32 protein-coding genes are annotated in these 25,374 nt (G+C 70.9%); 31 read left to right on the top strand and 1 reads right to left on the bottom strand.

Translation table 11 applies throughout. The features are described from left to right. The first annotated feature begins 22 nt into the window (after window positions 1-22). Both PSQ21_RS17500 and PSQ21_RS17505 read left to right on the top strand, forming a co-directional pair. Window positions 23-763: a hypothetical protein gene (locus tag PSQ21_RS17500; RefSeq protein WP_274031465.1), complete on the top strand. Its 741-nt coding sequence runs from the start codon at window positions 23-25 to the stop codon at window positions 761-763. Window positions 764-893: 130 nt separating this feature from the next. Next, window positions 894-1,607, top strand: a complete 714-nt coding sequence (locus tag PSQ21_RS17505; RefSeq protein WP_274031466.1) for a DNA-methyltransferase — start codon at window positions 894-896, stop codon at window positions 1,605-1,607. 67 nt (window positions 1,608-1,674) lie between these two features. On the opposite strand, the gene PSQ21_RS17510 is transcribed toward PSQ21_RS17505, so the two are convergent. Further along, a complete protein-coding gene (locus PSQ21_RS17510; protein ID WP_274031467.1) occupies window positions 1,675-1,944 on the bottom strand; it encodes a hypothetical protein in 270 nt (89 codons plus the stop codon). Between the two features lie 132 nt (window positions 1,945-2,076). Between PSQ21_RS17510 and PSQ21_RS17515 the strand changes: the two genes are divergently transcribed. The 29 genes from PSQ21_RS17515 (at window position 2,077) to PSQ21_RS17655 (ending at window position 25,324) form a co-directional block, all read left to right on the top strand. After that, on the top strand, window positions 2,077-2,427 hold the full coding sequence (locus PSQ21_RS17515; RefSeq protein ID WP_274031468.1) for a hypothetical protein: 351 nt from the start codon (window positions 2,077-2,079) through the stop codon (window positions 2,425-2,427). Continuing rightward, window positions 2,427-2,591 carry a hypothetical protein gene (locus tag PSQ21_RS17520; protein WP_274031469.1) on the top strand — a complete coding sequence of 55 codons (165 nt, stop codon included), beginning with the start codon at window positions 2,427-2,429 and terminating at the stop codon, window positions 2,589-2,591. The genes PSQ21_RS17515 and PSQ21_RS17520 overlap by 1 nt, the downstream gene beginning before the upstream one ends. Before the next feature lie 131 nt (window positions 2,592-2,722). Beyond that, window positions 2,723-3,589 carry a protein transporter Sec31 gene (locus PSQ21_RS17525; RefSeq protein WP_274031470.1) on the top strand — a complete coding sequence of 289 codons (867 nt, stop codon included), beginning with the start codon at window positions 2,723-2,725 and terminating at the stop codon, window positions 3,587-3,589. After that, the gene (locus PSQ21_RS17530; protein WP_274031471.1) at window positions 3,586-4,242 is read left to right on the top strand and encodes a hypothetical protein; all 657 of its coding nucleotides are present in this window, start codon (window positions 3,586-3,588) and stop codon (window positions 4,240-4,242) included. Before PSQ21_RS17525 ends, PSQ21_RS17530 begins: the two co-directional genes overlap by 4 nt. Before the next feature lie 13 nt (window positions 4,243-4,255). Then, window positions 4,256-4,705, top strand: a complete 450-nt coding sequence (locus PSQ21_RS17535; RefSeq protein ID WP_274031472.1) for a hypothetical protein — start codon at window positions 4,256-4,258, stop codon at window positions 4,703-4,705. Between the two features lies 1 nt (window position 4,706). Continuing rightward, window positions 4,707-5,573, top strand: a complete 867-nt coding sequence (locus PSQ21_RS17540; protein ID WP_274031473.1) for a hypothetical protein — start codon at window positions 4,707-4,709, stop codon at window positions 5,571-5,573. Window positions 5,574-5,694: 121 nt separating this feature from the next. Continuing rightward, window positions 5,695-6,063 (top strand): hypothetical protein, encoded by a 369-nt coding sequence (locus PSQ21_RS17545; RefSeq protein WP_274031474.1) that lies wholly within the window; start codon window positions 5,695-5,697, stop codon window positions 6,061-6,063. Between the two features lie 198 nt (window positions 6,064-6,261). Continuing rightward, window positions 6,262-6,528 carry a MerR family transcriptional regulator gene (locus PSQ21_RS17550; RefSeq protein ID WP_274031475.1) on the top strand — a complete coding sequence of 89 codons (267 nt, stop codon included), beginning with the start codon at window positions 6,262-6,264 and terminating at the stop codon, window positions 6,526-6,528. 37 nt (window positions 6,529-6,565) lie between these two features. Beyond that, a complete protein-coding gene (locus tag PSQ21_RS17555; RefSeq protein ID WP_274031476.1) occupies window positions 6,566-6,907 on the top strand; it encodes a hypothetical protein in 342 nt (113 codons plus the stop codon). A gap of 87 nt (window positions 6,908-6,994) precedes the next feature. Continuing rightward, window positions 6,995-7,543: a hypothetical protein gene (locus PSQ21_RS17560; RefSeq protein WP_274031477.1), complete on the top strand. Its 549-nt coding sequence runs from the start codon at window positions 6,995-6,997 to the stop codon at window positions 7,541-7,543. Continuing rightward, on the top strand, window positions 7,540-7,755 hold the full coding sequence (locus tag PSQ21_RS17565) for a hypothetical protein (protein ID WP_274031478.1): 216 nt from the start codon (window positions 7,540-7,542) through the stop codon (window positions 7,753-7,755). Before PSQ21_RS17560 ends, PSQ21_RS17565 begins: the two co-directional genes overlap by 4 nt. 1 nt (window position 7,756) lies before the next feature. After that, window positions 7,757-8,041 carry an HNH endonuclease gene (locus tag PSQ21_RS17570; protein ID WP_274031479.1) on the top strand — a complete coding sequence of 95 codons (285 nt, stop codon included), beginning with the start codon at window positions 7,757-7,759 and terminating at the stop codon, window positions 8,039-8,041. A 361-nt stretch (window positions 8,042-8,402) separates the two neighbouring features. Beyond that, window positions 8,403-8,810, top strand: a complete 408-nt coding sequence (locus tag PSQ21_RS17575; RefSeq protein WP_274031480.1) for a hypothetical protein — start codon at window positions 8,403-8,405, stop codon at window positions 8,808-8,810. Window positions 8,811-8,996: 186 nt separating this feature from the next. Then, complete coding sequence (locus PSQ21_RS17580; RefSeq protein WP_274031481.1) at window positions 8,997-9,566, top strand: helix-turn-helix domain-containing protein; 570 nt, start codon at window positions 8,997-8,999, stop codon at window positions 9,564-9,566. After that, window positions 9,529-11,097: a terminase gene (locus PSQ21_RS17585; RefSeq protein ID WP_274031482.1), complete on the top strand. Its 1,569-nt coding sequence runs from the start codon at window positions 9,529-9,531 to the stop codon at window positions 11,095-11,097. The genes PSQ21_RS17580 and PSQ21_RS17585 overlap by 38 nt, the downstream gene beginning before the upstream one ends. Window positions 11,098-11,109: 12 nt before the next feature. Continuing rightward, entirely contained in the window at window positions 11,110-11,301 is a 192-nt protein-coding gene (locus PSQ21_RS17590; protein ID WP_274031483.1) for a hypothetical protein, read from the top strand. Then, window positions 11,298-12,482 (top strand): phage portal protein, encoded by a 1,185-nt coding sequence (locus PSQ21_RS17595; protein WP_274031484.1) that lies wholly within the window; start codon window positions 11,298-11,300, stop codon window positions 12,480-12,482. The genes PSQ21_RS17590 and PSQ21_RS17595 overlap by 4 nt, the downstream gene beginning before the upstream one ends. Then, the gene (locus tag PSQ21_RS17600) at window positions 12,479-13,309 is read left to right on the top strand and encodes an HK97 family phage prohead protease (protein ID WP_274031485.1); all 831 of its coding nucleotides are present in this window, start codon (window positions 12,479-12,481) and stop codon (window positions 13,307-13,309) included. Before PSQ21_RS17595 ends, PSQ21_RS17600 begins: the two co-directional genes overlap by 4 nt. A gap of 141 nt (window positions 13,310-13,450) precedes the next feature. After that, window positions 13,451-14,872 carry a phage major capsid family protein gene (locus tag PSQ21_RS17605; RefSeq protein WP_274031486.1) on the top strand — a complete coding sequence of 474 codons (1,422 nt, stop codon included), beginning with the start codon at window positions 13,451-13,453 and terminating at the stop codon, window positions 14,870-14,872. Between the two features lie 84 nt (window positions 14,873-14,956). Then, window positions 14,957-15,271 (top strand): hypothetical protein, encoded by a 315-nt coding sequence (locus tag PSQ21_RS17610; protein ID WP_274031487.1) that lies wholly within the window; start codon window positions 14,957-14,959, stop codon window positions 15,269-15,271. Window positions 15,272-15,275: 4 nt separating this feature from the next. Beyond that, entirely contained in the window at window positions 15,276-15,875 is a 600-nt protein-coding gene (locus PSQ21_RS17615) for a phage gp6-like head-tail connector protein (protein ID WP_274031488.1), read from the top strand. An 11-nt stretch (window positions 15,876-15,886) separates the two neighbouring features. Beyond that, entirely contained in the window at window positions 15,887-16,330 is a 444-nt protein-coding gene (locus PSQ21_RS17620; RefSeq protein ID WP_274031489.1) for a hypothetical protein, read from the top strand. Window positions 16,331-16,333: 3 nt separating this feature from the next. Then, a complete protein-coding gene (locus PSQ21_RS17625) occupies window positions 16,334-17,068 on the top strand; it encodes a hypothetical protein (protein ID WP_274031490.1) in 735 nt (244 codons plus the stop codon). Between the two features lie 6 nt (window positions 17,069-17,074). Further along, the gene (locus tag PSQ21_RS17630; RefSeq protein WP_274031491.1) at window positions 17,075-17,485 is read left to right on the top strand and encodes a hypothetical protein; all 411 of its coding nucleotides are present in this window, start codon (window positions 17,075-17,077) and stop codon (window positions 17,483-17,485) included. After that, window positions 17,485-17,994 carry a hypothetical protein gene (locus PSQ21_RS17635; protein WP_274031492.1) on the top strand — a complete coding sequence of 170 codons (510 nt, stop codon included), beginning with the start codon at window positions 17,485-17,487 and terminating at the stop codon, window positions 17,992-17,994. The genes PSQ21_RS17630 and PSQ21_RS17635 overlap by 1 nt, the downstream gene beginning before the upstream one ends. Before the next feature lie 17 nt (window positions 17,995-18,011). Next, window positions 18,012-18,422, top strand: a complete 411-nt coding sequence (locus tag PSQ21_RS17640; protein WP_274031493.1) for a hypothetical protein — start codon at window positions 18,012-18,014, stop codon at window positions 18,420-18,422. 167 nt (window positions 18,423-18,589) lie between these two features. Beyond that, window positions 18,590-21,526 (top strand): hypothetical protein, encoded by a 2,937-nt coding sequence (locus tag PSQ21_RS17645; RefSeq protein WP_274031494.1) that lies wholly within the window; start codon window positions 18,590-18,592, stop codon window positions 21,524-21,526. Further along, window positions 21,523-24,870 (top strand): hypothetical protein, encoded by a 3,348-nt coding sequence (locus tag PSQ21_RS17650; RefSeq protein ID WP_274031495.1) that lies wholly within the window; start codon window positions 21,523-21,525, stop codon window positions 24,868-24,870. The genes PSQ21_RS17645 and PSQ21_RS17650 overlap by 4 nt, the downstream gene beginning before the upstream one ends. Window positions 24,871-24,880: 10 nt before the next feature. Next, window positions 24,881-25,324: a hypothetical protein gene (locus tag PSQ21_RS17655; RefSeq protein ID WP_274031496.1), complete on the top strand. Its 444-nt coding sequence runs from the start codon at window positions 24,881-24,883 to the stop codon at window positions 25,322-25,324. The last annotated feature ends 50 nt before the right edge of the window (window positions 25,325-25,374 follow it).

Genomic DNA, 25,374 nt, shown 5'->3' on the forward strand with positions numbered 1-25,374 from the left:
CCGCACCACCCGGAGCGCCACCATGACCGACACCTGCCTCTCCTGCCGGGGCCTCCTGCCCGACGACTCCCCGCGCACCGGCTGCGAGGCCTGCCAGTACAGCGTCCACACCTGGCTCCGCGAGCTCCCCCGCCACCTGGTGCTCCTCGCCGACATGCTGACGCCGGACACCGGCCCCGCACGCCGCGGCGGCGTCGGCCGCGCCCACGCCCCGCTCCCGATCCGCCTCGACGTCCTGGACCTCACCGGCCCCGGGCAGCCCGTGCTCCTGGCCGACCCGCACGGCGACCAGACCGGCGGCATCCCCATGACGCCGCTCCTCTACGGGTGGGCCCGGTACCTGGCCGCGGACTACCCATCGGTCCGCACCGACGCCCACGGCACCGTCCACATCGAGCGGTGCGACGGTGCTCTCGTCCGGGGAGGGGCCGACGTCCCCGGCCTGTGCCGGTGGCTGGACGCCTACCTCCCGTACGCCGCGACCCGCCCGTGGTGGGACGACCTCCACGAGCAGCTGGAGCAGCTGCTCCACCGGGTCCGCCGGCTCACCCACACTCGGCCCGTCACCCGGGCCAAGGACGCGCCCTGCCCACAGTGCAGCGCCTGGTCGCTGGTGGAACGCGAGGACGAGCTGCACATCACCTGCACGATCTGCCCGGCCCGGCTCACCCCCGACGAGTACGACGCCCACCGCGCCGCCGTCATGCCCGCGCTCGCCAGCCTCGCCCTCCGGATCGCCGCCACCCAGCAGACCGCCGCCTGAACGCCGTACGCCGCTGCGCCCCGCCCATGACCTGGAGCGGGACAGCCGTTCACGGTGAACCGTAAGGACTAGAACGCCCGTTCGGATCATGATCAGGGGGACCCTGCCGTCTGCCTGTTCAGGAGCGACCGTGACCACCTGGACCATCCACGAGGGCGACGCCCTCACCCTGCTGCCGACGCTGACCGAGCCGGTTGACGCGGTGGTCTGCGACCCGCCGTACAACAGCGGCGGCCGCACCACCGCCGAGCGGCGCGCCCAGGGCGCCCGCGACAAGTACGTGTCCGGCGACGCCACGCACTCCCTCGCCGACTTCGACGGCGACACCCGCGACCAGCGCGGCTACACCTACTGGCTCGGTCAGATCCTCGCCGCCGCCTACGCCCGCACCAGACCCGGCGGCAGCCTCCTCGTTTTCACCGACTGGGCGCAGCTCCCCGCGACGTCCGACGCCCTGCAGGCCGGTGGCTACACCTGGCGGGGGATCATCCCGTGGCGCAAGCCGATCAGCCGCCCGGTGAAGGATGGATTCCGCCGCGAGTGCGAGTACGTCCTGTGGGGCAGCCGCGGAGACCCGCTCCGCCACGCCCCCACGATCTACCTGCCCGGCTGGCTGGAGGGCTCCCAGCCGCGCGGCAAGACCCGCGTCCACATCACCCAGAAGCCCGAATCGATCATGCGGCAACTGGTCCAGATCGCCCCCGTCGGCGGCCTGATCCTGGACCCGTTCACCGGGTCCGGGACGACCGGCGCGGCCGCGCTCGCCGAGGGCAGGCGATTCGTCGGCATCGAGCAGGCCCCGGCCTACGCCGCGGCCGCCCGGCAGCGCCTCGCCGCGGCCTGACCCGTACGCTTCCGCCCAGCACTGCGCCCCCTGCCCAACTCCCATGGGCAGGGGGCGCAGCGCTGTATCACGCCTCGGCGGTCGGCGGCTTGAGGTCGGTCCGCTGCCCCTGGCGGGACTTCCGCGCAGCGAAGTACGGCCGCGCGGCCCGGTAGTCGACCGCGTGGGCGCGGCCAATCTGTACGACCGGCGGGAAGTTCGGGTCTTCCCGCGCGAGCTGGGAAATGCGCTGGTTGCTCATCCTCGGGACGACTCCGTCGGCAACCAGCCGTCGCGCGAGTTCACGGAACGACATCATCTCGGGCCCTCCTTCGTCGGCCTCGGGCACGGGCACCATTCTTCCTGACCTACTAGGCATTTGCCTAGGAAGTCGCTACGCTCAATCCGGCAACAACGAAGCGGCCCCGGCCGGCGCTCACAACGCCATTGGTCGGGGCCGGTCAACCCCTGATGCACCCAGGAGCCGACCATGCGTGATCGTAGCCGCGCCACCACCGCACTGGCATTACCGCCCGCCTCCGACGCCGACGAGGCGCTCCAGCGCGCCCGTACCGCGATGACCGCCGAGACCCGCACCCTGATCGAGGACATCGGCCGCGCCCTCTGCGCGATCGAACCCTCCCTCGAGATGCGGGAAGTCACCCGCCTCGCGTACGCCGCCCGCGCCGCCGCCGACGTCCACGGCCTCGGCACCCCGCGCGCCGTCGCCGCCACCGGCCTCCTGCTGCGCCACATGCCGCGCGTCGACTGGCCCGAGCCGCCCTCGCCGCTCACCCGCGCCGAGTACGGGATGCGACTCATCCAGATGGCCGACCGCTGATGGCCGCCGACGACGCCCGGGAGATCAGCCCGGCCGACGCCGCCCGCGCTTACACCGCCGGGCAGACCGCCGCCCTCCAGGGCCCCCGCCCCTCCACCGCCGAGAACCGCACGCAGCTCGGCTCCGCCCGCACGTCGGGCAACTCCGCCGCCTCCACCCGCTGAACCGCCCGGCCGGGCGCGCACCACCGCGCCCGGCCGGCCCACGCCCCGGAGCACCCCATGCGCTTCCTGTACCTGATCACCTTCGTCTGGGTGGTCGCCTTCCCGACCTTCCTGATCGTGAGGGCCCTCGGATGACCCGCACCCGCACCGTCGAGCGCTCCCGCCTCGTCCCGCACACCATCGACGGCACCACCCATCTTGTCCTCGACCGCTACAAGGAGGACGTGCCCCTGCCGCCGCGCGACTGGGACCGCCTCGTCCTCACCGGCGTCACCGCGGCGGCCGCCGTGATCGGCGTTGCCTCGATCGTCTGGTCGACCGCGAGCATCGGCAGCCTCCTCGACCTCGTCGTCCCACTCACCGCCGCCGCGTACGCCGCCGCCCTGGTCTTCGACCTCGTGTGGCTGTCCTGCATGGCCCTGGAGTGGCTCGCCCGCTATGACCAGGAGCGTGCCGTCCTCCCGCGCCGCGCCGGATACGTGGCCCTCGGCATCGCCATGGGTGCGGTCGGCACCCACGGCTGGATCTCCGGAGAGTTCGCGATCGGCTGCGTCGCCGCGACGGTGTCCGGCCTCGCGAAGGTCATGTGGACCGTCGTCCTGCGTCACCACGCGAAGCCGCTGGACGCGTTCACCCAGCAGTGGGTCGACGCCGAGCGCGCGAAGGCCGGCGGCCGCCTCGCGATGGTCTCCGTCCGCCGCGAGCTCACCCGCGCCGAGCAGGCCGTCGCCGCCGAGCGGGCCGCGCTCTCCGGAGCCTCCGGAGAGACTCCGGACACCAACCCGGACTCTCCGGAGGACAAGGCGCAGACTCCGGACGAGGCGGAGCAGCCGTCCGCCACCGGGCCGATGACCATTACGGATGCGATCCGGACGGCCCTCTCCTCCGGGATCTCCGATCCGGATGCGGTGCTCCGCTACGTTCGCAAGGTCGCCGACGCGAACGCCAAGGAGGAGTCCGTTCTCCGGACTCTCCGGAGCCTCCGGAAGACCGCATGAGCGCCCCGGAGAAGGACGCCGAGAGCAGCGTCCGGAGCTGGCTCCGCGCCCGGATCGACGGCCCCGTCGTACCCGAGCCGGAGCAGACCCCGCTCGTCCAGGTCCGCATCGTCCCGACCCCCGACCCGGCAGCCGAGACCGACGACCAGGAGCAGGAGCCCGACGACGCGGCCGCCACCGAGCCGGAGCCGAAGCGCCCGTGGTGGGACGTACGCCCCGGCCCCTTCGGCGGCCGTGACCCGGAGCCCGAGCCGTCGGCCGCGCCGTCGACCGAGTACGCGCCCGGCATCCACGTCACCGTGAACCAGCCCGCCCCGGCCGCGCCCTCGTGGCTCGCCCCGGACCCGGCCGCCGAGCGCGCCGCCGAGCGCCTCCACCGCCTCCGGGTCTGGTTCGCCTACCACCTCTCCGCAGGCTTCGCCGGGTGGGTGTTCGGCCTCGTCGGCGCCATGCACGACGTCCTGGTCGACGCCGGACAGCAGGGGGCCGCCGTCGGCATCGCCATGGGCTTCGTCGCCTGGATCGTCGCCTCGTACCTGCCCGGCCTGCCCTACATGCCCCCGGCGCTGCGCCCCGCCCTCATCTGGGCCGCCCGCATCCCCGTCAGCTCCGCCGCCATCGCCCTGGCCCTCTACGCGCCCGGCACCGTCTAGGAGACCCCTCGTCATGCAGCACCTCGCAGCAGCCGCCAGCGGCGGCACGTTCGACTACGTCGGCGCCGGAGGCCTCGCCCTGGTCGCCACGGCCGTCCTGATCTTCGGCGTCATCGGCAAGGGCTCCCGCAAGCTCAGCATCCTCTGGGCGGGCATCACCGCGTTCGTCGCAGGGTCCGCGTACATCGCCGCCGGGAAGATCTGGGCCAGCCCGCAGCAGGTCGTCGAGCAGGGCTGGACCGGAATCGGTGTCGGAGGCGGGGCCGGACCGTTCGGCGACGTCGGGATCGGCGCAGCCTGCGCCCTCCTCGTCGTCATCATGGTGTTCGCCCCGCTCAACCCCGCACGCTCCGCCGTGCTCTCCCTGATCGCCGCGTTCACCTGGCCCATGGCCGGGACCGGGTCGATCTGGGCCGTCCCCGGGCAGTTCTTCGCCGCCCTGTCGATGATGATCGGGGCCTGACATGGAGGCCTGGATCCGCTTCTGGACCGCCCTGTGGCTCGGCTCCGAGAAGCTCACCCGCCGCACCGTCGACTGGCTGTGCAACGCCAAGCCCAAGCCCCCGAGCGCCCCGACAACGGAGAAACCCGAGGCCGCCCCCGCCAAGGGAGAGCCCGAGGAAGCTTCGGGGGAGCAGCCCCAGCAGCCCAAGAAGGCGCCCGCGAAAGGGCCGGCGGACGGCGAAGGCTCCGCGCTGCTCCGCTGGGTCGGGCTCGGGCTCGTCCTGGCCGTCACGAAGTTCACCCCGTACACCACCGTCGCCGCCGTCATCGCGGCCGCGGCCTGGGTGGTCACCGCGCTCGCACTCGGCTACATCGCGACGATGAAGCCCGAACCCGGGCCCGAGCCGGAGCAGCCCGCCGCCGACAAGAACGACGGCCAGGAGCAGCCCGAGGAAGAGGCCCCGGAGCCCGAGCAGCACCCCTCCGAACTGCTCCCCCTCGGACACGTCGCGGTGCTGCTCTCCGAGGCCTACACAGAGGGCTCCGGGGTGCACCTCGCGGCCCTCGCCGAGCGCCTCACCCGCACCCCCCTTATGGGCCTCCCCGCCACCCCCTGGAAGACCGGCCACGTCCGCGCCCTCCTCACCCGCCACGGGGTGCGCGTACGGCCCGGCGTACGGGTGCCCCCGGTGGGCGGCAGGGAGGGGGTCCACCGGGAGGACTTCCCACCCCTCCCCCCAACCTCTCCTGGCGACCCCGTTGTTGCCGGTGTTGCCCCAGGCCAGCCCAACAACAACAACGCGAGCAACGCCCTCTCCAACCCCTTCCGGATCACTCCCGACCCCGCCAACCCCGTCCGCCACCACGTCCACCACGAAAGGGCCTGACGACCATGGCACTGCCCAACATCAGCATCGGCGACCTGAAGAAGAAGAACGACGCGAGCCAGGCCGCCCGTACGGCTGAGAAGAGCGAATCCGGCTCCAACGGCCAGCAGAAGAAGGGACGATGACGACCATGATGACCGCCCCGCTCCCCGAAACGCTCACCCGCATCCAGATCGCCTCCGAGGACCGCGAACAGCGCGTCCCCCACGTACGCCACCTGATCGAGTTCCGGCACGGCGACGAGGTCCTCGCCGCGCACGAGTCCGAGACCGCGCCGATCTACATCCCGCGCAAGGACGACAAGGTAGACCTATACGGCGTCCCCATCACCGTCACCGGCGTCACCGTCCTCTACGACACCGCGCCCGACGGGCACGGCGTCGTCCTGGCCGTGGTCTACGTCGACCCCGCGAACCGACCGGCGGTCGCCCCGATCGCCGGCATGCCCGCGCGCACCTCCGAGGCATACACCCGGCCTCAGAGCGACTGACACACTGGCCCCTGCACGCCGGGCAGCGCCCGGCCAGACGCCCCCGCCGACCCATACCGGCGGGGGCGCCGCCACGCCCCGGCAGAACGCCGCTGGACAAGATCCACCTTTGGCGCGACACTGATGCCACCACCACACGTGTGTCTACAGAGCCCCTGACCATCGGCCAGGGGCTCCCTTGCGTCCCGAGGGAGACCCATGGACACCGACCTCCTCACCACCGCCCAAGCAGCCGCCCACGCCACCCAGGCCCGCCGCTTCTTCAGCGCCGGCGCGGCCGCCGTCCGCCCCACCACCATCCGCGACTGGGCATCCCGCGGCCACCTCACCCGCACCGGACTCACCGAACACGGACACCCCCTCTACAACCTCGCCGACGTCGCCCGCGCCGAACTCGCCACCCGCGGCCGCGCCCTACGCCTCGTCGGCATCCCCGAAGCCACCACATCGCCTCCACGCGCATGACACGCTTTCCCCTCAACTCGACATCCCTGGGGGGACCATGCGCACCCGCACCACCATCACGCTCGCCTCAGCGACGCTCCTGCTGACCCTCACCGGATGCAACAGCAGCGATCCAGGCCCGGCCGACCCGAAAAAGCTCGACGACGCCGCCAGCCTCGCGTGCGAAGACTTCGCGCGGGGCTTCAAGAGCGCCCTGACCACCTCCGCCCGCGTAGACCTCGTCAACAAGGTCAACAAGTGGGCGCAGGACTCGATCACCACCGGCATCGCCACCGGCGGCAAGCTCCTCGCCAACAGCGCAGAAGCCGACGCCACCACCTGGCAAACAAGCTCAGACCTCTTCGCCCAGTCCTGCCTCGACGCAGGCTGGGGCGCCTGAACCTGCCCCACCCGGCCCGGCCGCGCACACCGCGCCGCCGGGCCGTCGCATACCCCCGTTGACCCGGCGAGAGGACCTGCCCACCCCATGACCGTCATCGTTGGGCTCGTCCACAAAGGGCGCGTCCACCTCGGCGCAGACTCCGCGGGAGTCTCCGGCCTCCAACTCACCGTCCGCCGCGACCCCAAGGTCTTCCGCAACGGCCCGTACATCCTCGGCTTCACCACCAGCTTCCGCATGGGCCAGCTCCTCCGTCACGCCTTCGAGCCCCCGCACCCCACCGGCGACCTCGACCGATTCATGGTCACCACCTGGACCGACGCCCTACGCGCCTGCCTCAAGGACGGTGGCTGGGCCCGCAAGGAGTCCGAACAGGAACAGGCCGGAGACTTCCTCGTCGGCGTCGCCGGACGCCTGTTCACCATCCACAGCGACTACCAGGTAGGCGAACCCGCCGACGACTACGCCGCCGTCGGCTGCGGAGACGAACTCGCCCTCGGCGCCCTCCACGCAACCGCCGGTCTCGACCTCTCGCCGCGCCGCCGCCTCACCGCCGCGCTTGCCGCCGCCAACCACCACAGCGCCGGAGTCACCGGCCCCTACACCTACGCCAGTACCAGGAAGGTCCGCTCGTGAGCACCACCGCCCAGAAGGTCATCGCCTTCCGCCAGGAGCTCCTCGAGGGAGGCCTCCCTCACGACCTGGTCGACGACCTCGTCAAGGACGCCACCAGCACCCTCGTCATGAACGCAGGCCTTGACGTCAGGCGCTCCGGGGACACCCAGCAGCCGAGCAGCGGCAGCCTCACCGACCGATACGCCGACCCCCACCTGACGGGCACCGACTGACGTGGCAGGCCGCGAGGACCTCACCGCCTACGACTACCGCAAGGCGCGCGCCGCGTTCCTCGCCGCCTCTGACGTCTGCCACCTGTGCGGCCACCCCGCCGCCGACGTCGTCGACCACGTCACCCCCGTCGCAGCCGGAGCCGACCCCCGCGACCAGGACAACTGGGCACCCGCACACGGCATCAACCGCTGCCCCACCTGCGGACGCAACTGCAACGGCGAGAAAGGCAGCACCACCGGCGCGCCCCGCCTGCTCACCTCACGCGACTGGTACGCCGGACCCTGACCCAGGCCACCACGGAGGGGCACCTACACCCTGCAGGGGCACCTCTACGTTCTCGTCTTCGCCGAGGACCCAATGGGGATCTTGCACATACACAGCTCCGCCCTGCCCGCCGGGAACAGCGATCTCGTGGCGACCGACGCCGACCGGGACGGCGACGATCGCTCCGGTTAGGCGCATGACCCCGCCCCAGGACCGCAGCGGTGGCAGAACTGCACGTGGGTCCTCCCGCTCGACCTCTACGCGCAGATCCACCTGAACTGTCACCCCGGCGATGTCGGCCGGCCCCTGATAGGTCATCTCGCTCATCCGCCCAGTATGGGTCGGCACCTCCCCCCCCCACCCCCCTACGAGGAGGCACCCCGTGGAACGCCACGCCAGCATCAGCATGTCCGGCACCCAGGGCACGATCCTGCTGGACGGGCAGGACATCAGCAGCTGCGTGCAGCGCCTCACCCTCACCGGGGACGTGCGCACCGGCACAACACACCTCGAGCTGGGCCTGGTCCTGGAGGAGGTCCAGCACGACGGGCAGGCGCAGGTGTACCTGCCAGCGCGTACCGCCGAGCTGCTCACCGCTCTGGGCTGGACGCCGCCCGCCGACTACGACCCGACGGCCGCCGACCTGCATCCCTTGCCCGACCCGCAGGGCGACGACGTGGACACGGCCACCGACACCACAGCCTTCGCGAACGAACTCGGCAAGGCGCTCACGTACGCGGTCGATGAGGGACTGCGGCGGTGGGAGCGACGAACCCAGCGGCGTTGGTAGTTCCCCTGATCAGGGAGGCTCGGCTAAGGGGCGGGTCGGTCTGATCTGCTCGGCTCCGGCTCGGATCGGCTGGGATTTTTAGGAATCGGGGCGTTCCCAGCCCCGCGCCCAGCTTTTATTTTTCTCTCCCCGGGCTGACCAGGGCATATGCGGTTCCTGCGACGCGGCCGCGGAGGGGAGCTCACCGTGGCGTACCAGCCTGGCCCGGCCGGAGAGCACACCGCCCACGCGGTCGCCGCCGAGCGCGAGGCCCGCGGCTGGGAGCAGCGCGAGCTCGCCGAGCGGCTCACCCAGGCGGGGCGGCCGATGTCCCAGCCCATCGTCTCCCGGATCGAGTCCGGCGCCCGCCGGATCGACGTGGACGACCTCGTCGCCCTGGCCGACGCGTTCAGCGTGAGCCCCGCCGCCCTCCTGCCGGCCCCCGAGCCGGACGAGGCCACTCCCCGGCGACGGCGGCGACGCAACGAGCCCGGCCCGGTGGAGCTCGCGCTCGCCGACGACATCGAGAACCTGGGCGACCTGATCGGGATGGAGCCGACGCACGCCGCTGTGGCCCACCGCCTCGCCCGCCAGATGGACGGCCACCACCCCGTCCCCTGCGACGAGTGCGGCGCGTCGGTGTACGTGCCGAACGACGCGAAGATCCTCCCCAACCTGGCCAGGGAGTTGCGGGCCACGGTGGCCGCGCTGGTGGAGGGGCGTGCCGGGGATGACGACGATGACGACGACGACCTCGGCGACCTCGGAGGAATCTGAGACGTGGGCGCCGCCGCCGGAGTTCGCCGCGGACCTGCTGGAGCGGTACGGGCTGACCTGCCCGCCGCGGTGGGGTACGCCGCGGCGGCCGGAGTTCGACTCGCTCGGCCCGGCCGCGTGGCGGGTGATGGAGAAGCTCGGGTTCCCTCCGATGCCGTGGCAGAAGTACGTCCTGGACGTGGCGCTGGAGATCGACCCGGCCACCGGGGTGTTCGCCCACCGCGAGGTGGGGCTGTCGGTGCCGAGGCAGCAGGGCAAGACGCAGCAGATCCTCGGGCTGATGGTCCACCGCATGGCGGCCGGTCAGAGGCAGAACATCGTCTACGCCGCGCAGAACCGGATCATGGCGCGGACCCGGTGGGAGGACGAGTTCCTCGCCACGATCGAGATGTCCCCGCTCGGCAAACGGATCGCCGCCCGCAAGGCCAACGGCTCGGAGGCGATCATCTGGAAGCGCACCCGGTCGCGGCTCGGGATCACGGCGAACACGGAGAAGGCCGGCCACGGGCCGCCCTTGGACCTCGGTGTCATCGACGAAGCCTTCGCCGCCGAGGACGACCGCCTGGAGCAGGCGTTCAGCCCGGCCATGCTGACCCGGCCCAAGGGCCAGCTGTGGTGGGCGTCCGCCGGCGGGACGGAGAAGTCGACGTGGCTGAACGGGAAGCGCAAGACCGGCCGCGCTCTGATCGAGGCGCTGTGGGAGTCCGGGGTGCGGCCGCGTACCGCGTACTTCGAGTGGTTCGCCCCGGACGACATGCCGCGCGACGACCCGGCGACGTGGCGGGCCTGCCTGCCCGCGCTCGGCTACACGGTGAGCGAGGACATCATCGCGGCCGAGCTGGAGAAAATGGCCGCCGACCCCGGAGCGTTCGACCGGGCGTACCTGAACCGGACTCGCAAGGCGGCGCCGCCCGTCGACCCGAACATCCCGAAGAAGGCGTGGCTCGGGCTGGTCGACACCGGGTCGCGGGGCTCCGCCGACATGGCGTTCAGCATCGACGTGTCGCAGGACCGGGCGTACGCGTCCATCGGCATGGCGTCGGTACGGGCGGACGGCCTGGTGCACCTGGAGGTTCTGGACCGCCGGGCCGGAACGGCCTGGGTCGTCCCGGCGATGACACGCCTGGCGAAGCTGTGGAACCCGCTCGTTGTCGCGGTCGCCGGGTCCGGGTCCCCGGCCGCGTCGCTGATCGACGACCTGACGACCGCGGGCATCAAGGTGCCCAAGGACAAGGACAAGCCGCACCGCGGGCACCTCGTCGTCCTGCGTGCCGGTGACACCTCGGAGGCGTGCGGGCAGATCGCCGACGCGATGAACCAGGGCACCGCCCGGCACCTGGACCAGACACCGCTGACCGCGTCGGTCAACGGCGCCCGCTCCCGCCGGGTCGGAGACGCCTGGACCATCGACCGCACCAACTCCCTCACCGACGCCGCCCCGTTCGCCGCTGTGACCTGGGCGAGGTGGGCGCTGCTCGCCAAGGGGCCGGCCGTCCTGGACGACTACAACGTCCTCGATTCGATCTACTGAGAAGGAGCTGTGGTGCGCGAGCAGATGACGACCTGGCTCGACATGCTGGGCCTGGTGCTCATCGCCGCCGGCGTGGCCGCGGGCCTGCACCCACTGATCGGCTGGGCCTCACTCGCCGCCGGCGGTGCGGTCGTCCTGGCCGGTTCGGCATACGCCGTCCGCCAGACCACCGCCGCACGCAAGAGCGGTGGTGGTGAGGCATGAGCCTGTTCTCCCGCAGGGGCGCGACGCAGAGCGCCGACCAGCTGATCCCTTCCCGCCCTGTACAGCGGGCGGGCGGGGTGAGCGTCACCCCGGACACCGCGCTGCGTAACTCGGCAGTGTGGGCGTGCCTGCGCCTGCGCGCCAACCTGATCAGCACTATGCCGGTGGACCTGTACCGGCGGGTCGGCGGCATTCAGGTAGAGGTCCCGAAACCGCCGGTGCTGATCAACCCGGGCGGGGAACGCGTCGACATCGTCGAATGGCTGTACTCCAGCCAGTTCGACCTGGACCGCTCCGGCAACACGGTTGGGATCATCACCGCTGTCGACGGCCTCGGGTTCCCCGCCCGGATCGAGCTGGTCCCGATCGCCGAGGTCACCGTGAAGGTGCGGAAGGGGGAGCTGCACAAGTACCGCATCGGATCCGAAGACTTCGACCCGGCGAAGATCTGGCACGAGAAGCAGTACACGATGAGCGGCCTGCACGTTGGCCTCTCCCCGGTGGCGTTCGCCGCCTGGTCCATCGGCGAGTACCTGTCCATCCAGCAGTTCGCGCTGGACTGGTTCTCCAACGGAGCGGTGCCGTCAGCCCACTTGAAGAACACGGCGAAGACCATCGCCCCGGGCGAGGCCGACGAGACGAAACGCCGGTTCAAGGCGGCGACGGCGAACCAGGACCTGTTCGTCACCGGGCAGGACTGGGACTACAAGATGATCCAGGCCGAGGCCGCCGGGCAGGACTGGATCGAGGGCAAGCGCTTCGGGATCAGCGATGTGGCCCGGTTCTTCGACGTCCCCGGCGACATGATCGACGCCGCCATGTCCGGCAGCTCCGTCACCTACGCCTCGATCACTCAGCGGAACCTGCAGCTGCTCATCATGCACCTGGGCCCGGCGATCATTCGCCGGGAGAACGCCCTGTCCAAGCTGACCAGCCGCCCCCGCTTCGTGAAGCTCAACAGCGATGCGCTGCTGCGCATGGACCCGCTGGCCCGCGCGCAGATGCTGGCCGGCCAGATCACCTCACGCCAGCTCGCCCCCTCCGAGGCCCGCGAGCTCGAGGACCGGGCCCCCTTCACCGAGTCCCAGCTCGCCGAGTTCGACCGGCTGTTCGGCAAGGGCACCAGCCCCACCCCGCAGCCCGCCACCCCCGTACCCGCGACCCCAGGAGCGACCCCATGAGCACGATGACCGCCCTGCGTGCGCAGGCCGCCGCCGCGCGGTCCGCCGCCGCCGGATCCGCCCCCGCCGCCGACCCCGCCACGGCCCTGCCGCGTGACCGGCCCCAGTCCCCCGAGGTGAGGTTCCGCTCCTCGCTCCGCGCGAAGAAGGTCATGCGCGACGAACAGGAGTGGTACGAGATCTCCGGGTACGCCTCGGCATTCGAGCAGGGCTACGAGATGTACGACTTCTACGGCCCGTACACCGAGATCGTCTCGCACGGCGCGGCCGACGCCACCCTGGCCGCCGACCCCGAGGTCGTGTTCCGCTTCAACCACGCGGGCACTCCGATGGCGGGCACGAGGAACAGTCGCCTGCAGCTGTGGGCGGATGACTCCGGCCTCGGCCAGCGGGCGTGGGTGAACCCGAAGCGGGCGGACGTGCAGCTGCTCGTCCAGGCCCTCGAGGACGACGACGTGCGCGAGCAGTCGTTCATGTTCCGCATCACGTCGGGCCAGTGGTCCCCGGACTACACCGAGTACCGGATCAACAGCTTCGACCTGGACCGCGGCGACGTCGGCCCCGTCACGTACGGAGCCAACCCGCACACCTCGGTCTCGGCCCGCGCTGGGGACTTCCTGGAGTCGATCCCGAACCTGCCGCCGCTCATGGCCCGCGAGGCCCTTGCCCGGCTGTCCCAGCGCGCCGACCTCGGCGCGCCCCCGACCATCCTCACCCCGCCCTCGGTCCCGGCCCCCGTGCCGACCCCGGCGGCACCGCCCGCGCAGCAGGGCCGGTCCATCGCGATGCTGCGCACCCAGCTCCTGGTCGACGCCGACGAGGACTGACCTGCCCCACCTGAACCACCTTGACGGCACGCTCTCCGGCAGATCGCCCGGAGGCGGGACCGCACCGTGCCCGGCAGATCGCCCGGGGCCGCTGGTCGCGCCGCACCCACCACCACTCGATCTACCCGGAAGGGCACCACCATGCCTGGAACCATCGACGACCTGATCGCCTCGATCGAGGTTGAGCTCGAGGCCGCGCACAAGCGCGGCAAGAAGTGCGGCGCCGAGATCCAGCTCATCCTGGACAAGGCGCAGCAGGACGGCCGCAGCAACCTGGAGCCGGAGGAGGACCAGCGGATCACTGAGCTGTTCGCCGCCCGCGACCAGTCCAAGAACGACGTGGCCGGCATCGAGAACAAGCTCGCCAACGCCAACAAGATCAAGACGGAGGAGATGGAGCGGGCAGCCGAGGCGAAGAAGCAGAAGCCGACCGAGGCCCGCCGCCCCGCCTACGACCAGGTCGCCCGCGTCGGCCAGGAGGAGCGCACCTACCGCAAGGACCAGGACCCCAACGGCAAGGCATTCCTGATGGACGTCTCCCGCCAGTTCCTGTTCCAGGACGTGGAGGCGTCCTCGCGGCTGTCGCGGCACATGCAGGAGGAGCGCGTCGAGCGCGCCGAGTACTTCCTCCGCGCGACTGGCACGGGGGCGTTCTCCGGGCTGACGGTGCCGCAGTACCTCACCGACATGTACGCGCCGAAGACGGCGAAGCTGCGGCCGTTCGCGGATATCTGCAACCCGCACCAGCTGCCGCCCGACGGCATGTCCGTGAACATCTCCCGCATCACGACCGGGTCGTCCGCGGCGAACCAGGCCTCTGAGAACGCCAACGTGTCCGAGACCGACATGGACAGCGATCTGCTCACCATCCCGGTCAAGACCGCGGCGGGTCAGCAGTCCGTCAGCCGGCAGGCGATCGACCGCGGTACCGGCATCGAGGACGTCACGATGCAGGACTTGTTCAACCGGGTCGCCACGGTCCTGGACAACACCCTCATCAACGAGGCCACGACCGGGCTGTCCGCCGTCGCCCAGGCGACGTCGTACACCGACCTGGACCCGACCGGCGCCGAGCTCTACCCGAAGATCCTCGGGGCGGCCGCCGGGGTGGAGGAGGCGCTCCTGGCGATGGGTCAGCCGACGCACGCGGTGATGAGCTCGCGCCGCTGGTACTGGCTGTCCTCCCAGATGTCGTCGGTCTGGCCGATGATCAACTGGTCGAACCTGCCGGTGCAGGCAGGCGGTACGGCGAACGCCCAGTCGTCGTACGCGTCCGGGCCGCGCGGTGTGCTGCCGTGCGGACTTGAGGTCATCGTCGACAACAACATCGCCACCAACCTCGGGGCCGGCACGAACGAGGACGAGATGTTCGTGGTCCCGCAGGACGAGTGCCACCTGTGGGAGGACGGCGAGGCCCCGCTGTTCATCCGCGCAGAGCAGGCCAAGGCCGCCAGCCTCGGTGTCCTGCTGGTCGCCTACAAGTACTACGCGTACACGTTCTCGAGGTACGCGAACGGCATGCAGAAGATCGGCGGCACCGGTCTGGCTGCACCCACCTTCTGACCCCCGTAGCAGGCAGGTCCGCGCACCACGACTCCGGCGCGCGGGCCTGCCTGCACCTGGCTATCTCCTGAGAGGACAGCACCGATGAGCACGCGCAACGAGAACATGGTGGCCGCGCTGCGGCGCGAGCGCGCCGCATACGTGGCCAAGGGCAAGGACGACCGGGTGGACCAGGTCGACGACCAGCTGCGCCGCCTTGGGGCCGACCCCGAGCCGGACAAGGGCGACGGCCCGCAGGACCGCACCCCGGCCGACCCCGCTCAGCAGACCACCGACCAGAGCCCCGGCCCGAACACGGAGGCCGCGACCGTGGCGGCGGCCGACGACGGCGCGCAGGCCGCGCCCCCGGCGCAGGCGAAGAAGACCGGGACCACGCGCCGCAGCACCGCGAAGGAGTAGGTGCGTGGCCGAGGACTACGCGTCGATCGAGACGCTGCGGCTCATGCTCAAGACGCAGGACACTGATCCCCGGGACGATCTGCTGCAGCGGGCGCTGACCTCGGCCAGCCGGTCCATCGACAAGACGTGCGGGCGCCGGTTCTGGCTGGACCCCGCGCCGGTCACCCGCACCTACCGGGCGGCCGGACGCACCGTGGCGGAAGACGACGGCGATGTCCTCCTGGTCGACGACATCGGCGACCTCACCGGCCTGGTCGTAGAGGTTGGCTCGGGGACGTCCTGGTCGCCGCTCAGCGCCGACCGGGTCGAGGGCATTCCCGAGAACGCGCTCCTGGACGGGCGGCCGGTGACCGGGCTCCTGCGCATCGGTGCCCCGTGGGCCCACGGCCGTACGCGGGTGAGGGTCACCGCCCGGTTCGGGTGGCCGGCCATCCCCGACGACGTGCAACAGGCGACGCTCATCCAAGCCAACCGCCTCTTCAAGCGCAAGGACTCCCCGGAGGGTGTGACCGGGTCGGCCGAGTGGGGTGTCGTGCGGCTGAGCCGCCGTGACCCGGACGTCTGGAACCTCATCGAGCAGTACGTCGCCCCCGGCTTCGGATAGGAGCTCCCCGCATGCAGATGTCCGCCGTACGGGCGGCGGTCGCCGAGGCGGCGTCCGCCGTGGTGCTGCCCGTCGCCGCCAAGTTGACCTGCACCGGATACACCCCGGACGCGGTGACCGAACCGCACTTCTTCACCGGCGAGTACAGCGTGGAGTTTGACCGCACGATGCGCCGCGGCCTCGACTCCGCCGAGCTCACGTGCCGCGTCCTCGTCGGCCTGGCCGACGACGAGGTGGCCCAGCGGATCCTGGACGGGCTGCTCTCCGGAGCCGGACCCGCCTCGCTCAAGGCCGCGATCGAGGCGGCTCGCGGCGCGCCCGGGCAGCCCGCCCTCGGCGGCGCCGCCGACGACCTGCAGGTGATGCGGGTCCAGGGCTACCGCTGGTACGAGCACCAGGGCGCCCAGTACATCGGGGCCGAACTCATCCTCAAGATCATTGGAAAGGGGGACTGACCCGTGCCCAAGTTCGTGCTCATGGACACCCGCCTGTTCGCCCCGGGCGCCGACCTCAGCGGTGCCAGCAACAAGATCGAACTCAGCAGTGAGATCGAGGACAAGGACGTCACCAACTACCGCAGCCAGGGCTGGAAGGAGATCATTGGCGGGCTCGGCTCGGCTGAGATCGCCGGTGAGGGGCAGTGGGAGGCGGGCGACCCGTCGATGGTCGACGACGCGTCCTGGTCCGCGCTCGGCGGCACCGGCCCCTACACGGTCTGCCCCACCGACTCCGTCGTGGGCGCCCTGGCCTACCTCGTGTACGGGCTGCGCACCGACTACAAGGTGGGCGACGCCGTCGGCGAGGTCGCCCCGTGGTCGGGCACCATCAAGAGCAGTTGGCCGCTGGTGCGTGGGCAGATAGCTCACCCGCCCGGAATCGCCCGCACCGCGACCGGCACGGGGACGGCGCTCAACCTCGGCCCGGTGCTTGCGGGGAAAAGGCTGTACGCCGCGCTGCACGTGCTGTCCGCCGCCGGGACCACCCCGTCGATCACGGCCCGCATCGAGTCGGACGACAGCGCCGCATTCGGCACCCCGGTCACCCGCGCCGCTTTCGCCGCGGCCACCGCGCCCGGCGGGCAGATCGCCCGCACCGACGGGCTGGCCATCACGGACACCCACTGGCGCGTCGCCTGGGACATCACCGGCACGACGCCCTCTTTCATGCTCGCCGTCTCTCTCGGAATCAGGTGATCACCCATGGCCAAGATGGTCCTTCTGGCAGCGTTCATCAGCCTCGCCAGCAACGATCTCTCCGACCGCGCCCGCAAGGCGGAGCTCACGGTCGAGGTGGAGGACAAGGACGTCACCACCTACGCCTCGCTCGGCTGGAAGGAAGTCATCGGCGGGCTCAAGTCCGGTGAGCTCGGACTTGAGTTCCTGCAGGACGTTGCCGCAACAGAGATCGACAGCATCATGTGGCCGCTGCTCGGCCAGGTCGTCCCGTTCGTCGCCCGCCTCGACGCGGCCCCCAAGTCCGCGTCCAACCCGGAGTGGGCGGGCAACGTGCTGATCAACGGCTGGAACCCGATCGAGGGGAGCGTCGGCGACGAGGCCTCGGTGTCCGTCAGCTACCCCACGTCGGGAGCCGTCACCCGCACCGTCGCCTGATGGCGACCAGCGGGCCGCCGTTCGAGCTGACGGTCACGCACGAAGGGCTCACTGCACTGGTCCGTGCGATTCGCCGCGAGGAGGACGGCAAGCTCCTGCGCAAGGACCTCGCGAAGAACATGCGGGATGCCCTGCGCCCCGGGGCGGCGACCGCTAAGTCCTCGATCATGGGCATGGCCTCGTCCGGGACCGGCACCGGCCCCGGACTGCGGGCCGGGATCGCCAAGAAGATCAGGCCCGAGGTCAAGCTCGGCGGCCGGTGGACCGGGGCCAGGGTCAAGGCGTTCAAGACGCCCGGCCTGCGCGGCTTCGCCAACGCGCCGAAGCGTACAAACCGCCGCGACGGCGGGTGGCGGACCCTCACCTACGGCCGCGAACCGTGGCGCACCCAGACCGGTAAACGGCAGTGGTTCGACGAGGCGTTCGAGAACGATTCCGACCGCCACCTGGCGGCTGTCCACGAAGCGATGGAAGACATGGCCCGCCGCCTGGCGGACCGGGCCCGATAGAGAAGAGAGACTGACCAATGTTCCTGGTGCTGCACCGTGAGGGCGAAGAAGCCCCGACCCGCTGGCGCTACGAGCCGAAGAAGCTGATGTCCGTGGAGCGGGAGGACCTGGAGCGGCGTACCGGCCGGCACTTCGCCCAGTTCACCCAGGATGTGCTGCAGGGCAACAGCCTCTGCCGCCGCGCGCTGCTATTCACGTACCTGCGGCGCGAGCACCCGAAGACCCGCTTCGAGGACGTCGACTTCGGGTGGGACGAGCTGAAGCTGGAGTACTCCCGGCAGGAGTACGAGTCGATGCGCGAGGGCGTCCTCGGGTCCCTGCACGGCGACGAGCTGGCGGCGGCGCTTCAGCAGATCGACCAGCAGATCGAGGACGCCTACGACGACGCCGAGACCACGGGAAAAGCAGAGCTGCCGATCGCCGGCTGAAGCAGCTCGGCAACGCCGCCCACCTCCTGCACATCCGCCCGTGGGAGTGGGAGGCCATGACGGTCGAGGAGACCGACGCGGCCCTCGACTGGCTGGACCAGTACGAGAAGGCCACCGAAGAGGCCATGAACAAGTGAACAGCTGACCAGTGAGAGGGGGTGCCCTCGGTGGGTGACACCTCTCTCGTGTTCAACCTCGTGGCGCGCGACCAGGCATCCGGTGTTGTCGAGCGGATGGGCGAGCGGATGGGCGCCGCCTCGGCGACGATCGGCGCCGGGATCGGGGCGGCGCTCGGCGTCGGAGTCGCCACGTCCCTGTCGATGGAGGGCGCGAACGCCAAGCTCGCCAACCAGCTCGACCTCAACAAGGCCGAGGCCGCCCGCATCGGGCAGGTCACCGGAGCTGTGTTCGCGTCCGGGTTCACCGCGAACACCGACGAGGCTGCCATGGCGCTGCGCGGTGTGGCGTCCTCCATGGTCGACGTCGGCGACACCTCGTCGGCTGAGCTCCAGAAGCTCACCACGCAGGCCAAGGTGCTGGCCGACACCTTCGAGTACGACCTGAACGAGGCCACCCAGGCGGCCGGCGCCCTGATGAAGTCCGGCATGGCGAAGGACGGCACCGAGGCGTTCGACCTGATCGCCGCCGCCGCGTCGAAGCTTCCCGCGCAGATGGCCGCAGAGGTTCCTGCGCTGGTCACCGAGTACTCCGGGTTCTTTCAGGAGCTCGGCGTCACCGGCCCGCAGATGATGGGTGCGCTGACCGAGTCGGCGAAGAACCCTCTATTCCAGCTCGATCGGCTGGGCGACGCAGTGAAGGAGTTCAACCTCCGCATCGCCGAGACCGACGCGGTCAAGGCACCGCTGAAGGAACTGGGCCTGGACGTCAACCAGATTCAGACCTTGATCAATACCGGCAAGGGCACCCAGGCGTTCGACCAGATCGTCGTCGCCCTGTCGAAGGTGAAGAACCAGACCGACGCCACCAGGCTCAGTGCCGCGCTCATGGGCGGCCCCGGCGAGGACGCCAAGACGTCCCTCATTGCGCTGGGGAAGGCCGGCGGGTTCGCGTCCGTCGGCATGAAGGACGCGGCCGGGTCGACCCAGGAGATGGTTGACCGAGTGGAGGGCAGCTCCACGCACACGCTCCAGAAGTTCAAGAACAGCGCCCTGACGCAGCTGGCAGACGTGGCTGCCGGGTTCATCAACTTCGGGGTGCAGAACCAGGGGGCCGTGGTCCCGCTGCTCTACACCCTCGGCACGCTGGCCGGGATCATCATGGCCGTCGCCGTTGCCCAGAAGGTGTACGCCACCTACGCGGCGATCGCCACGGTGGCGACGAACGTCATGAACTCCGCGACCTGGCGGGCGATCGCCGGGTGGTCGCGGATGATGGCCGTCGGGCTGATGGCCTACGTGCGGATCGCCGGGGCCGCGGTCGTCTCGGCGGCCACCACCGCGGCGGCGTGGGTCGGCAGTGCCCTCGTCTCGATCGGTACGTGGATCGCCGCTGTCGTCCGGGCCGGGATCACCGCCGCGGTGCAGTTCACGATGATGGCGGCCCGGGCGGTGGCGTGGGCGGTCGTGATGGCCGCACAGTGGCTGATCGCGATGGGCCCGATCGGATGGGTCATCGCCGCGGTGATCGGCCTCGTCGTCCTGATCATCGCGAACTGGGACAAGATCAAGCACTACACGGGCGTGGTGTTCTCCTGGCTGTGGTCGAAGATCAAGGGCACCCTTGTGACGATCCTGAGCTGGGTCACCGGCTGGGTCATCGTCAAGTACTTCCTCACCCACTGGGACCGCATCAAGGCGGGCACCGTGGCGAAGGTCGGGGCGCTGATCGCGTACCTGCGGGGCATGCCCGGCCGGATCCTCTCCGCCCTGTCCTCCCTGAACAACCTCTTGTACAACAAGGGCGTCGCCGTCGTTCAGGGCCTGTGGCGGGGCATCCAGTCCATGGGCGGCTGGCTTCGCGGGCAGCTGATGAGCTTCGCGAAGTCGGCGGTCCCCGGCCCGATCGCGAAGGCGCTCGGTATCGCGTCGCCCTCGAAGGTGACGACCGAGCAGGGCAAGTGGATCGCGAAGGGGCTGGCGGTCGGGCTCACCGGGTCGGCGAAGCAGGTGAAGTCGGCGGCCGACAAGGTCGCCGGAATCGTCCGCAAGTCGCTCGCACCCGGCAAGGCCCGGTCCTCCGCGCTGGCGAAGGTGAGCTCCGGCTCGAAGCAGCTGGTAGCGCTGGCCAACCGGGAGGTGAAGCTGGCCTCGAGGATGAAGGCGGCAACGAAGTCGCTTTCCGACCAGATCAAGGCGCGCGACAAGCTGGCCGCCGACGTCCGCAAGGGCGTCCTGGACTCGGCGAACATCACCGCCGGCGCGACCGGAGGGCCGGTCACCGCGCAGACGATCCTGGCTCAGCTCACGCAGAAGATGAACCAGGCCAAGCAGTTCGCCGCCCAGCTAGCCACCCTCCGCAAGAAGGGCATCAGGAGCGACCTCATCGCCCAGATCGCGCAGGCCGGGGTCGAGCAGGGGTCGGGTGCGGCCACCGCTCTGGCCATGGCGAGCAAGAGTCAGATCGGGCAGATCAACTCGACGCAGGCGCAGCTTGTCGGGGCGGCCACCGCCGCCGGGTCGACCGCCGGGACAGCGATGTACGGGGCCGGCATCCAGGCAGCACAGGGCCTGGTGAAGGGGCTCAAGTCCCAGCAGAAGGCGATCGAGAAGCAGATGGCGGGCATCGCCGTCGCCATGACGAAGGCCATCAAGAAGTCCCTGAAGATCAAGAGCCCGTCGCGGCTGATGGCTGACCAGGTCGGGGCGATGGTCCCGGCCGGGATTGTGGCGGGCATCGCCGACGGCCAGGGCGCGCTGGACGCGGCCATGGCCGGGACGGTCCAGGCACCGCCCCCGCCGGGGGCCGGCGGTCCGATGGTGCAGCGGCCTGCAGCACCGCTCCTCACCGCGGGTGGCCAGCAGGTGGTGCGCATCGAACTGGTCGGCCCCGAGGAGGGCAAACGCTGGATCCGCGCGATGGTCCGCAAGGACGGCAGGGGCAGCGTGCAGAAGACGTTCGGCTACGGGAAGGAGGCAACAGCATGACGTTCCCGCAGACGCCGCTGGACGTGCGGGTCGAGCTGCTGATCGGCGTGGTCTGGACGGACATCACGGCCGACACGTACACCCGGTCCCCGATCACTATCACCCGCGGTGCGGCCGACGAGTCGTCCTCGCTGGAGCCCAGCACGTGCGACATGGAGCTCAACAACCGGCTGGGGAAGTACAGCCCCCGCAACCCCATGTCGCCGTACTACGGGCTGATCGGGCGCAACACCCCGGTGCGGGTGTCCGTGCCGGGGCCGGAGTCGTACCTGCAGCTGGACGGCACGACCGCGTCCTATGCCCGCACCCCGGACGCCGCCGCCCTCGACATCACCGGGGACCTCGACCTGCGGGTCGAGGCCACATGCGACTGGTGGGCCGTCCCGGCGCAGACGCTGCTGGGGAAGTGGGTCAGCGCCGGGGGCCAGCGCTCCTACATGCTGCGCCTGGAGAACGGCAGCGCGCACCTGAGCTGGTCCGTGGACGGAACGGTCTGGTACTTCGCGTCGCATCGTCTGCCCGCCCTGCCGAGGCGGGCCGCGCTCCGGGCGACCCTGGACGTGGACAACGGGTCCGGCGGCTTCACCGCCCGCCTCTACTGGGCAGCGTCGCTGGACGGGACGTGGACCCCGCTCGGCGACCCGCTGACCAGCACCCCCGCCACGAGCATCTACGCGGGCACCGCACCGCTGGAAGTCGCACCTGCCGCAGCCACCGGCTGGGCCCCGGTGCGCGGCCGCGTCCACCGCGCCGAGGTCCGGGCGGGCATCAACGGTCCGGTCGTCGCCGACCTCGACGTCCGGGCCCTGGCGGCCGGAACCACCGGGTGGAGCGACAGCGCCGGCCGGGCCTGGACGCTCGGGACGGCCGCGGTCATCGACGACCGGGCGTACCGGTTCATCGGTGAGATCAGCTCGTGGCCGGCCCGGTGGGACGTCTCCGGTGAGGACGTCTGGGTGCCGGTCGAGGCGGCGGGCACGACCCGCCGCCTGGGCCAGGGGCGGAAGGCGCTGGAGTCGACACTCCGCCGCCGTATCCCTTCGGCCCCGTCGCTGCTGGCGTACTGGCCGATGGAGGAGTCCGACACCGCAGACACCCTGGCGTACAGCCCGGTAACCGGGGTTGAGCCGCTGCGCCTGTCCGGTGCGGACTGGGCCGCGGACGACACCCTCGGCGGTTCCGCTCCGCTGCCCACCGTCCAGGCGGGGGCGGCTCTGTTCGCCCGCGTTCCGGCAACCACGGTCACCGGCTGGCAGGTTGAGTGGGTGTACCACTTGCCCGCTCTGCCTGCGGTGCAGACGGAGGTGCTGCGGCTCGGGATCACCGGGGCCACCATGCGCACTGTGATCCTCTACGCCAGCACGTCCGCGATCCGGCTGGAGGTACTCGCCGCCGACGGCACAATCATCGGTGCGTTCAACTCCACGAGCCCAGAGGGGCTGACTGCGTTCGCCGGGAAGTGGAACCGGCTGACCTTGTACAGCGGCGCGGGCGGCCTCGTCACCGCTACCTGGCGGGACGTCACCACGAACTTCCGCTACTACGTCGGCACCGTCCCCGTCACCGGACAGGGCCGCGTCACCTCGGTGTCCGCCACCTGGGACGCCCTCCTGGAGGGCATGGCGATCGGGCACCTGTCGGTCTTCACCACCCCCGGCACGGGGGTGCTGGGCACACCGCCCGCCACCCTGATCTACGACGGCGCGGACGATGGATTCCTCGGCGAGAGCAGCCTCGCGCGCATCGCCCGGCTCGGCTCCGAGGAGATGGCCACCGTCGACCTGGTCGGCCACGGCTCGGACTACCCGGACCGGTCCACACGGCTCGGCCCCCAGCGCCCGGACACCCTCCTGAACCTGCTGGAGCTGGTCCAGGATGCTGACGGTGGAATCCTCTACGAGCGGCGCGACCGTACGGGGCTGGTGTACCGGGACCGGCGGACGCTCTATAACCAGCCCGTCGCCCTGGCCCTCGACTACAGCGCGCGGGGGGAGGTGCCTCCGCCGCTGGAGCCGGTGGAGGATGACCAGCGCCTGCGTAACGACGTCACGATCACGCGGGACGGCGGGACGTCGGCGCGGTCGGTGGTGGCGTCGGGGCCTCTGTCGGTGCAGCCTCCGCCGGCGGGGGTCGGCCCGTATGACGAGGCGCTGACCCTGTCGCTGTACGACGACACCCCGCTCGCCCCGATTGCCCAGTGGCGCACGCACCTCGGCACCTGGGACGAGGCCCGCTACCCCGTGATCAGCGTGTGGCTCCACGCCGCACCCCACCTGGTCGACAAGGTCCTCGCGATGGACATCGGAGACAGGATCCAGATCAGCAACCCCCCGCCGTGGCTACCGCCTGACACCATCGATCAGCACATGCTCGGCTACACCGAGGTCCTCGACCAGCACGCCTGGACCCTCACCATGAACTGCGTTCCCGCCGGGCCGTGGCAGGTGGGTGTGGTGGAGGACCCGGTGCTGGGCCGGGCGGATACGGACGGCACCGAGCTGGCGGTCGCGGTGTCGGACACCGCGGCGATGTGGCCGGTCACGGTGACGGCCGGCCCGGCCTGGATCACCACCGCCACGCACCCGGATCAGTTCCCGTTCGACGTGACGGCCGGCGGGGAGCAGGTGACCGTGACGGCGATTGGTGTCAGCGATAGTTTCAGCCGGTCCGAGTCCGGCGGTTGGGGGGCGGCGGACGTCGGCGGCACCTGGTCCGCGACCGGTGCGGCGTGGGCGGTGGCCACCGGCGCCGGGGCCAGCACAGCCACCCAGCTCAACGTCAGCTACGCGTCAACGCTGCCCGCGGTGCTGGCAGATGCTGATGTGGCGGTGTCCATCACTGTGCCGGTCCTGACGACGGGCGACGGCATCACCGCGGGGCTGATCCTGCGCCAGACCGCCGCCGAGACGTACTACCACGTGCGTCTCCAGTGGCAGCCGGACGGCAGTGCGCTGCTGTGCCTGTCGCCCCGTGTCGCCGGATCCCAGTCCAACGCGCAGGTCGTCGGCGTGGGCACGTACACGGCTGGTCAGCAGTGGCGGATCCGGGCGCAGATCACCGGTACGACCCTGCGGGCGCGGGCGTGGCCCACGAGCAGTGCGGAGCCGACGACGTGGCCCGCGTCCGTGACGACGACCGCGATCACCGGCGCCGGGCAGGTCGGGGTGCGGAGCTACCTCCAGCCCGGCTACACCGGCCCGCTGCCGGTGGCCTTCCGCTACGACGACTTCATGGTCCTCAGCCCGCAGGTCATGACCGTCACCCGGTCCGCCAACAGCATCGTCAAGCCCCACGGCGTCGGGACGCCGCTGTCCCTCACCCACCCGATGCGCGCCGCACTCTGAAAGGAGCCTGATGCCGATCCTCGCAGGCCAGATCGTCACCGCCGGGCAGCTCACCCGGATGCAGCCCAGGGAGTACATTGCCGCGGCGTCCGGACCGCTGACTGCCTCAACGACATACGCCCTGATCCCCGGGTGCACCATCACCGTTACGACCGTGGCGGCCAACGCCACGTGGTCCGCGACGGGGGTGTTCGACTGCAACGTCACCACGGCCCACACCACCAACCTCATGGTCGGCCGGCTGACAGTCGACGGGGTCGCCGAGTCGGGACTGTCCATCCACGCGATGGACACCCTCGACCGCGACACCGTGGCCATGCTCTGGGGCGGCGGCACCCTCTCGGCCGCAGGCAACCACACCTTCAACATGGAAGGAGTCATCAACGGCGCCGGTGGGGCCGGAACGTTCAACGCCTACTCACGGCTCTCCGTGACCATCACCGAAGTCGTCTGACCCCCACCTCCGCCCCCGCACTGCCCCGCGCCGACCGGCCCGGGGCATCG

The organism is Streptomyces sp. MMBL 11-1 (genome assembly GCF_028622875.1).
Lineage (GTDB): Bacteria > Actinomycetota > Actinomycetes > Streptomycetales > Streptomycetaceae > Streptomyces.

Bases quoted from the DNA above. Each gene is read 5' to 3' on its own strand.
- PSQ21_RS17500 (WP_274031465.1), top strand. From the start codon at position 23: ATGACCGACACCTGCCTCTCCTGCCGGGGCCTCCTGCCCGACGACTCC.
- PSQ21_RS17510 (WP_274031467.1), bottom strand. From the start codon at position 1,944: ATGGTGCCCGTGCCCGAGGCCGACGAAGGAGGGCCCGAGATGATGTCG.
- PSQ21_RS17515 (WP_274031468.1), top strand. From the start codon at position 2,077: ATGCGTGATCGTAGCCGCGCCACCACCGCACTGGCATTACCGCCCGCC.
- PSQ21_RS17520 (WP_274031469.1), top strand. From the start codon at position 2,427: ATGGCCGCCGACGACGCCCGGGAGATCAGCCCGGCCGACGCCGCCCGC.
- PSQ21_RS17525 (WP_274031470.1), top strand. From the start codon at position 2,723: ATGACCCGCACCCGCACCGTCGAGCGCTCCCGCCTCGTCCCGCACACC.
- PSQ21_RS17530 (WP_274031471.1), top strand. From the start codon at position 3,586: ATGAGCGCCCCGGAGAAGGACGCCGAGAGCAGCGTCCGGAGCTGGCTC.
- PSQ21_RS17535 (WP_274031472.1), top strand. From the start codon at position 4,256: ATGCAGCACCTCGCAGCAGCCGCCAGCGGCGGCACGTTCGACTACGTC.
- PSQ21_RS17540 (WP_274031473.1), top strand. From the start codon at position 4,707: ATGGAGGCCTGGATCCGCTTCTGGACCGCCCTGTGGCTCGGCTCCGAG.
- PSQ21_RS17545 (WP_274031474.1), top strand. From the start codon at position 5,695: ATGACGACCATGATGACCGCCCCGCTCCCCGAAACGCTCACCCGCATC.
- PSQ21_RS17550 (WP_274031475.1), top strand. From the start codon at position 6,262: ATGGACACCGACCTCCTCACCACCGCCCAAGCAGCCGCCCACGCCACC.
- PSQ21_RS17555 (WP_274031476.1), top strand. From the start codon at position 6,566: ATGCGCACCCGCACCACCATCACGCTCGCCTCAGCGACGCTCCTGCTG.
- PSQ21_RS17560 (WP_274031477.1), top strand. From the start codon at position 6,995: ATGACCGTCATCGTTGGGCTCGTCCACAAAGGGCGCGTCCACCTCGGC.
- PSQ21_RS17585 (WP_274031482.1), top strand. From the start codon at position 9,529: ATGACGACGACGACCTCGGCGACCTCGGAGGAATCTGAGACGTGGGCG.
- PSQ21_RS17595 (WP_274031484.1), top strand. From the start codon at position 11,298: ATGAGCCTGTTCTCCCGCAGGGGCGCGACGCAGAGCGCCGACCAGCTG.
- PSQ21_RS17600 (WP_274031485.1), top strand. From the start codon at position 12,479: ATGAGCACGATGACCGCCCTGCGTGCGCAGGCCGCCGCCGCGCGGTCC.
- PSQ21_RS17605 (WP_274031486.1), top strand. From the start codon at position 13,451: ATGCCTGGAACCATCGACGACCTGATCGCCTCGATCGAGGTTGAGCTC.
- PSQ21_RS17610 (WP_274031487.1), top strand. From the start codon at position 14,957: ATGAGCACGCGCAACGAGAACATGGTGGCCGCGCTGCGGCGCGAGCGC.
- PSQ21_RS17620 (WP_274031489.1), top strand. From the start codon at position 15,887: ATGCAGATGTCCGCCGTACGGGCGGCGGTCGCCGAGGCGGCGTCCGCC.
- PSQ21_RS17630 (WP_274031491.1), top strand. From the start codon at position 17,075: ATGGCCAAGATGGTCCTTCTGGCAGCGTTCATCAGCCTCGCCAGCAAC.
- PSQ21_RS17635 (WP_274031492.1), top strand. From the start codon at position 17,485: ATGGCGACCAGCGGGCCGCCGTTCGAGCTGACGGTCACGCACGAAGGG.
- PSQ21_RS17640 (WP_274031493.1), top strand. From the start codon at position 18,012: ATGTTCCTGGTGCTGCACCGTGAGGGCGAAGAAGCCCCGACCCGCTGG.
- PSQ21_RS17650 (WP_274031495.1), top strand. From the start codon at position 21,523: ATGACGTTCCCGCAGACGCCGCTGGACGTGCGGGTCGAGCTGCTGATC.
- PSQ21_RS17655 (WP_274031496.1), top strand. From the start codon at position 24,881: ATGCCGATCCTCGCAGGCCAGATCGTCACCGCCGGGCAGCTCACCCGG.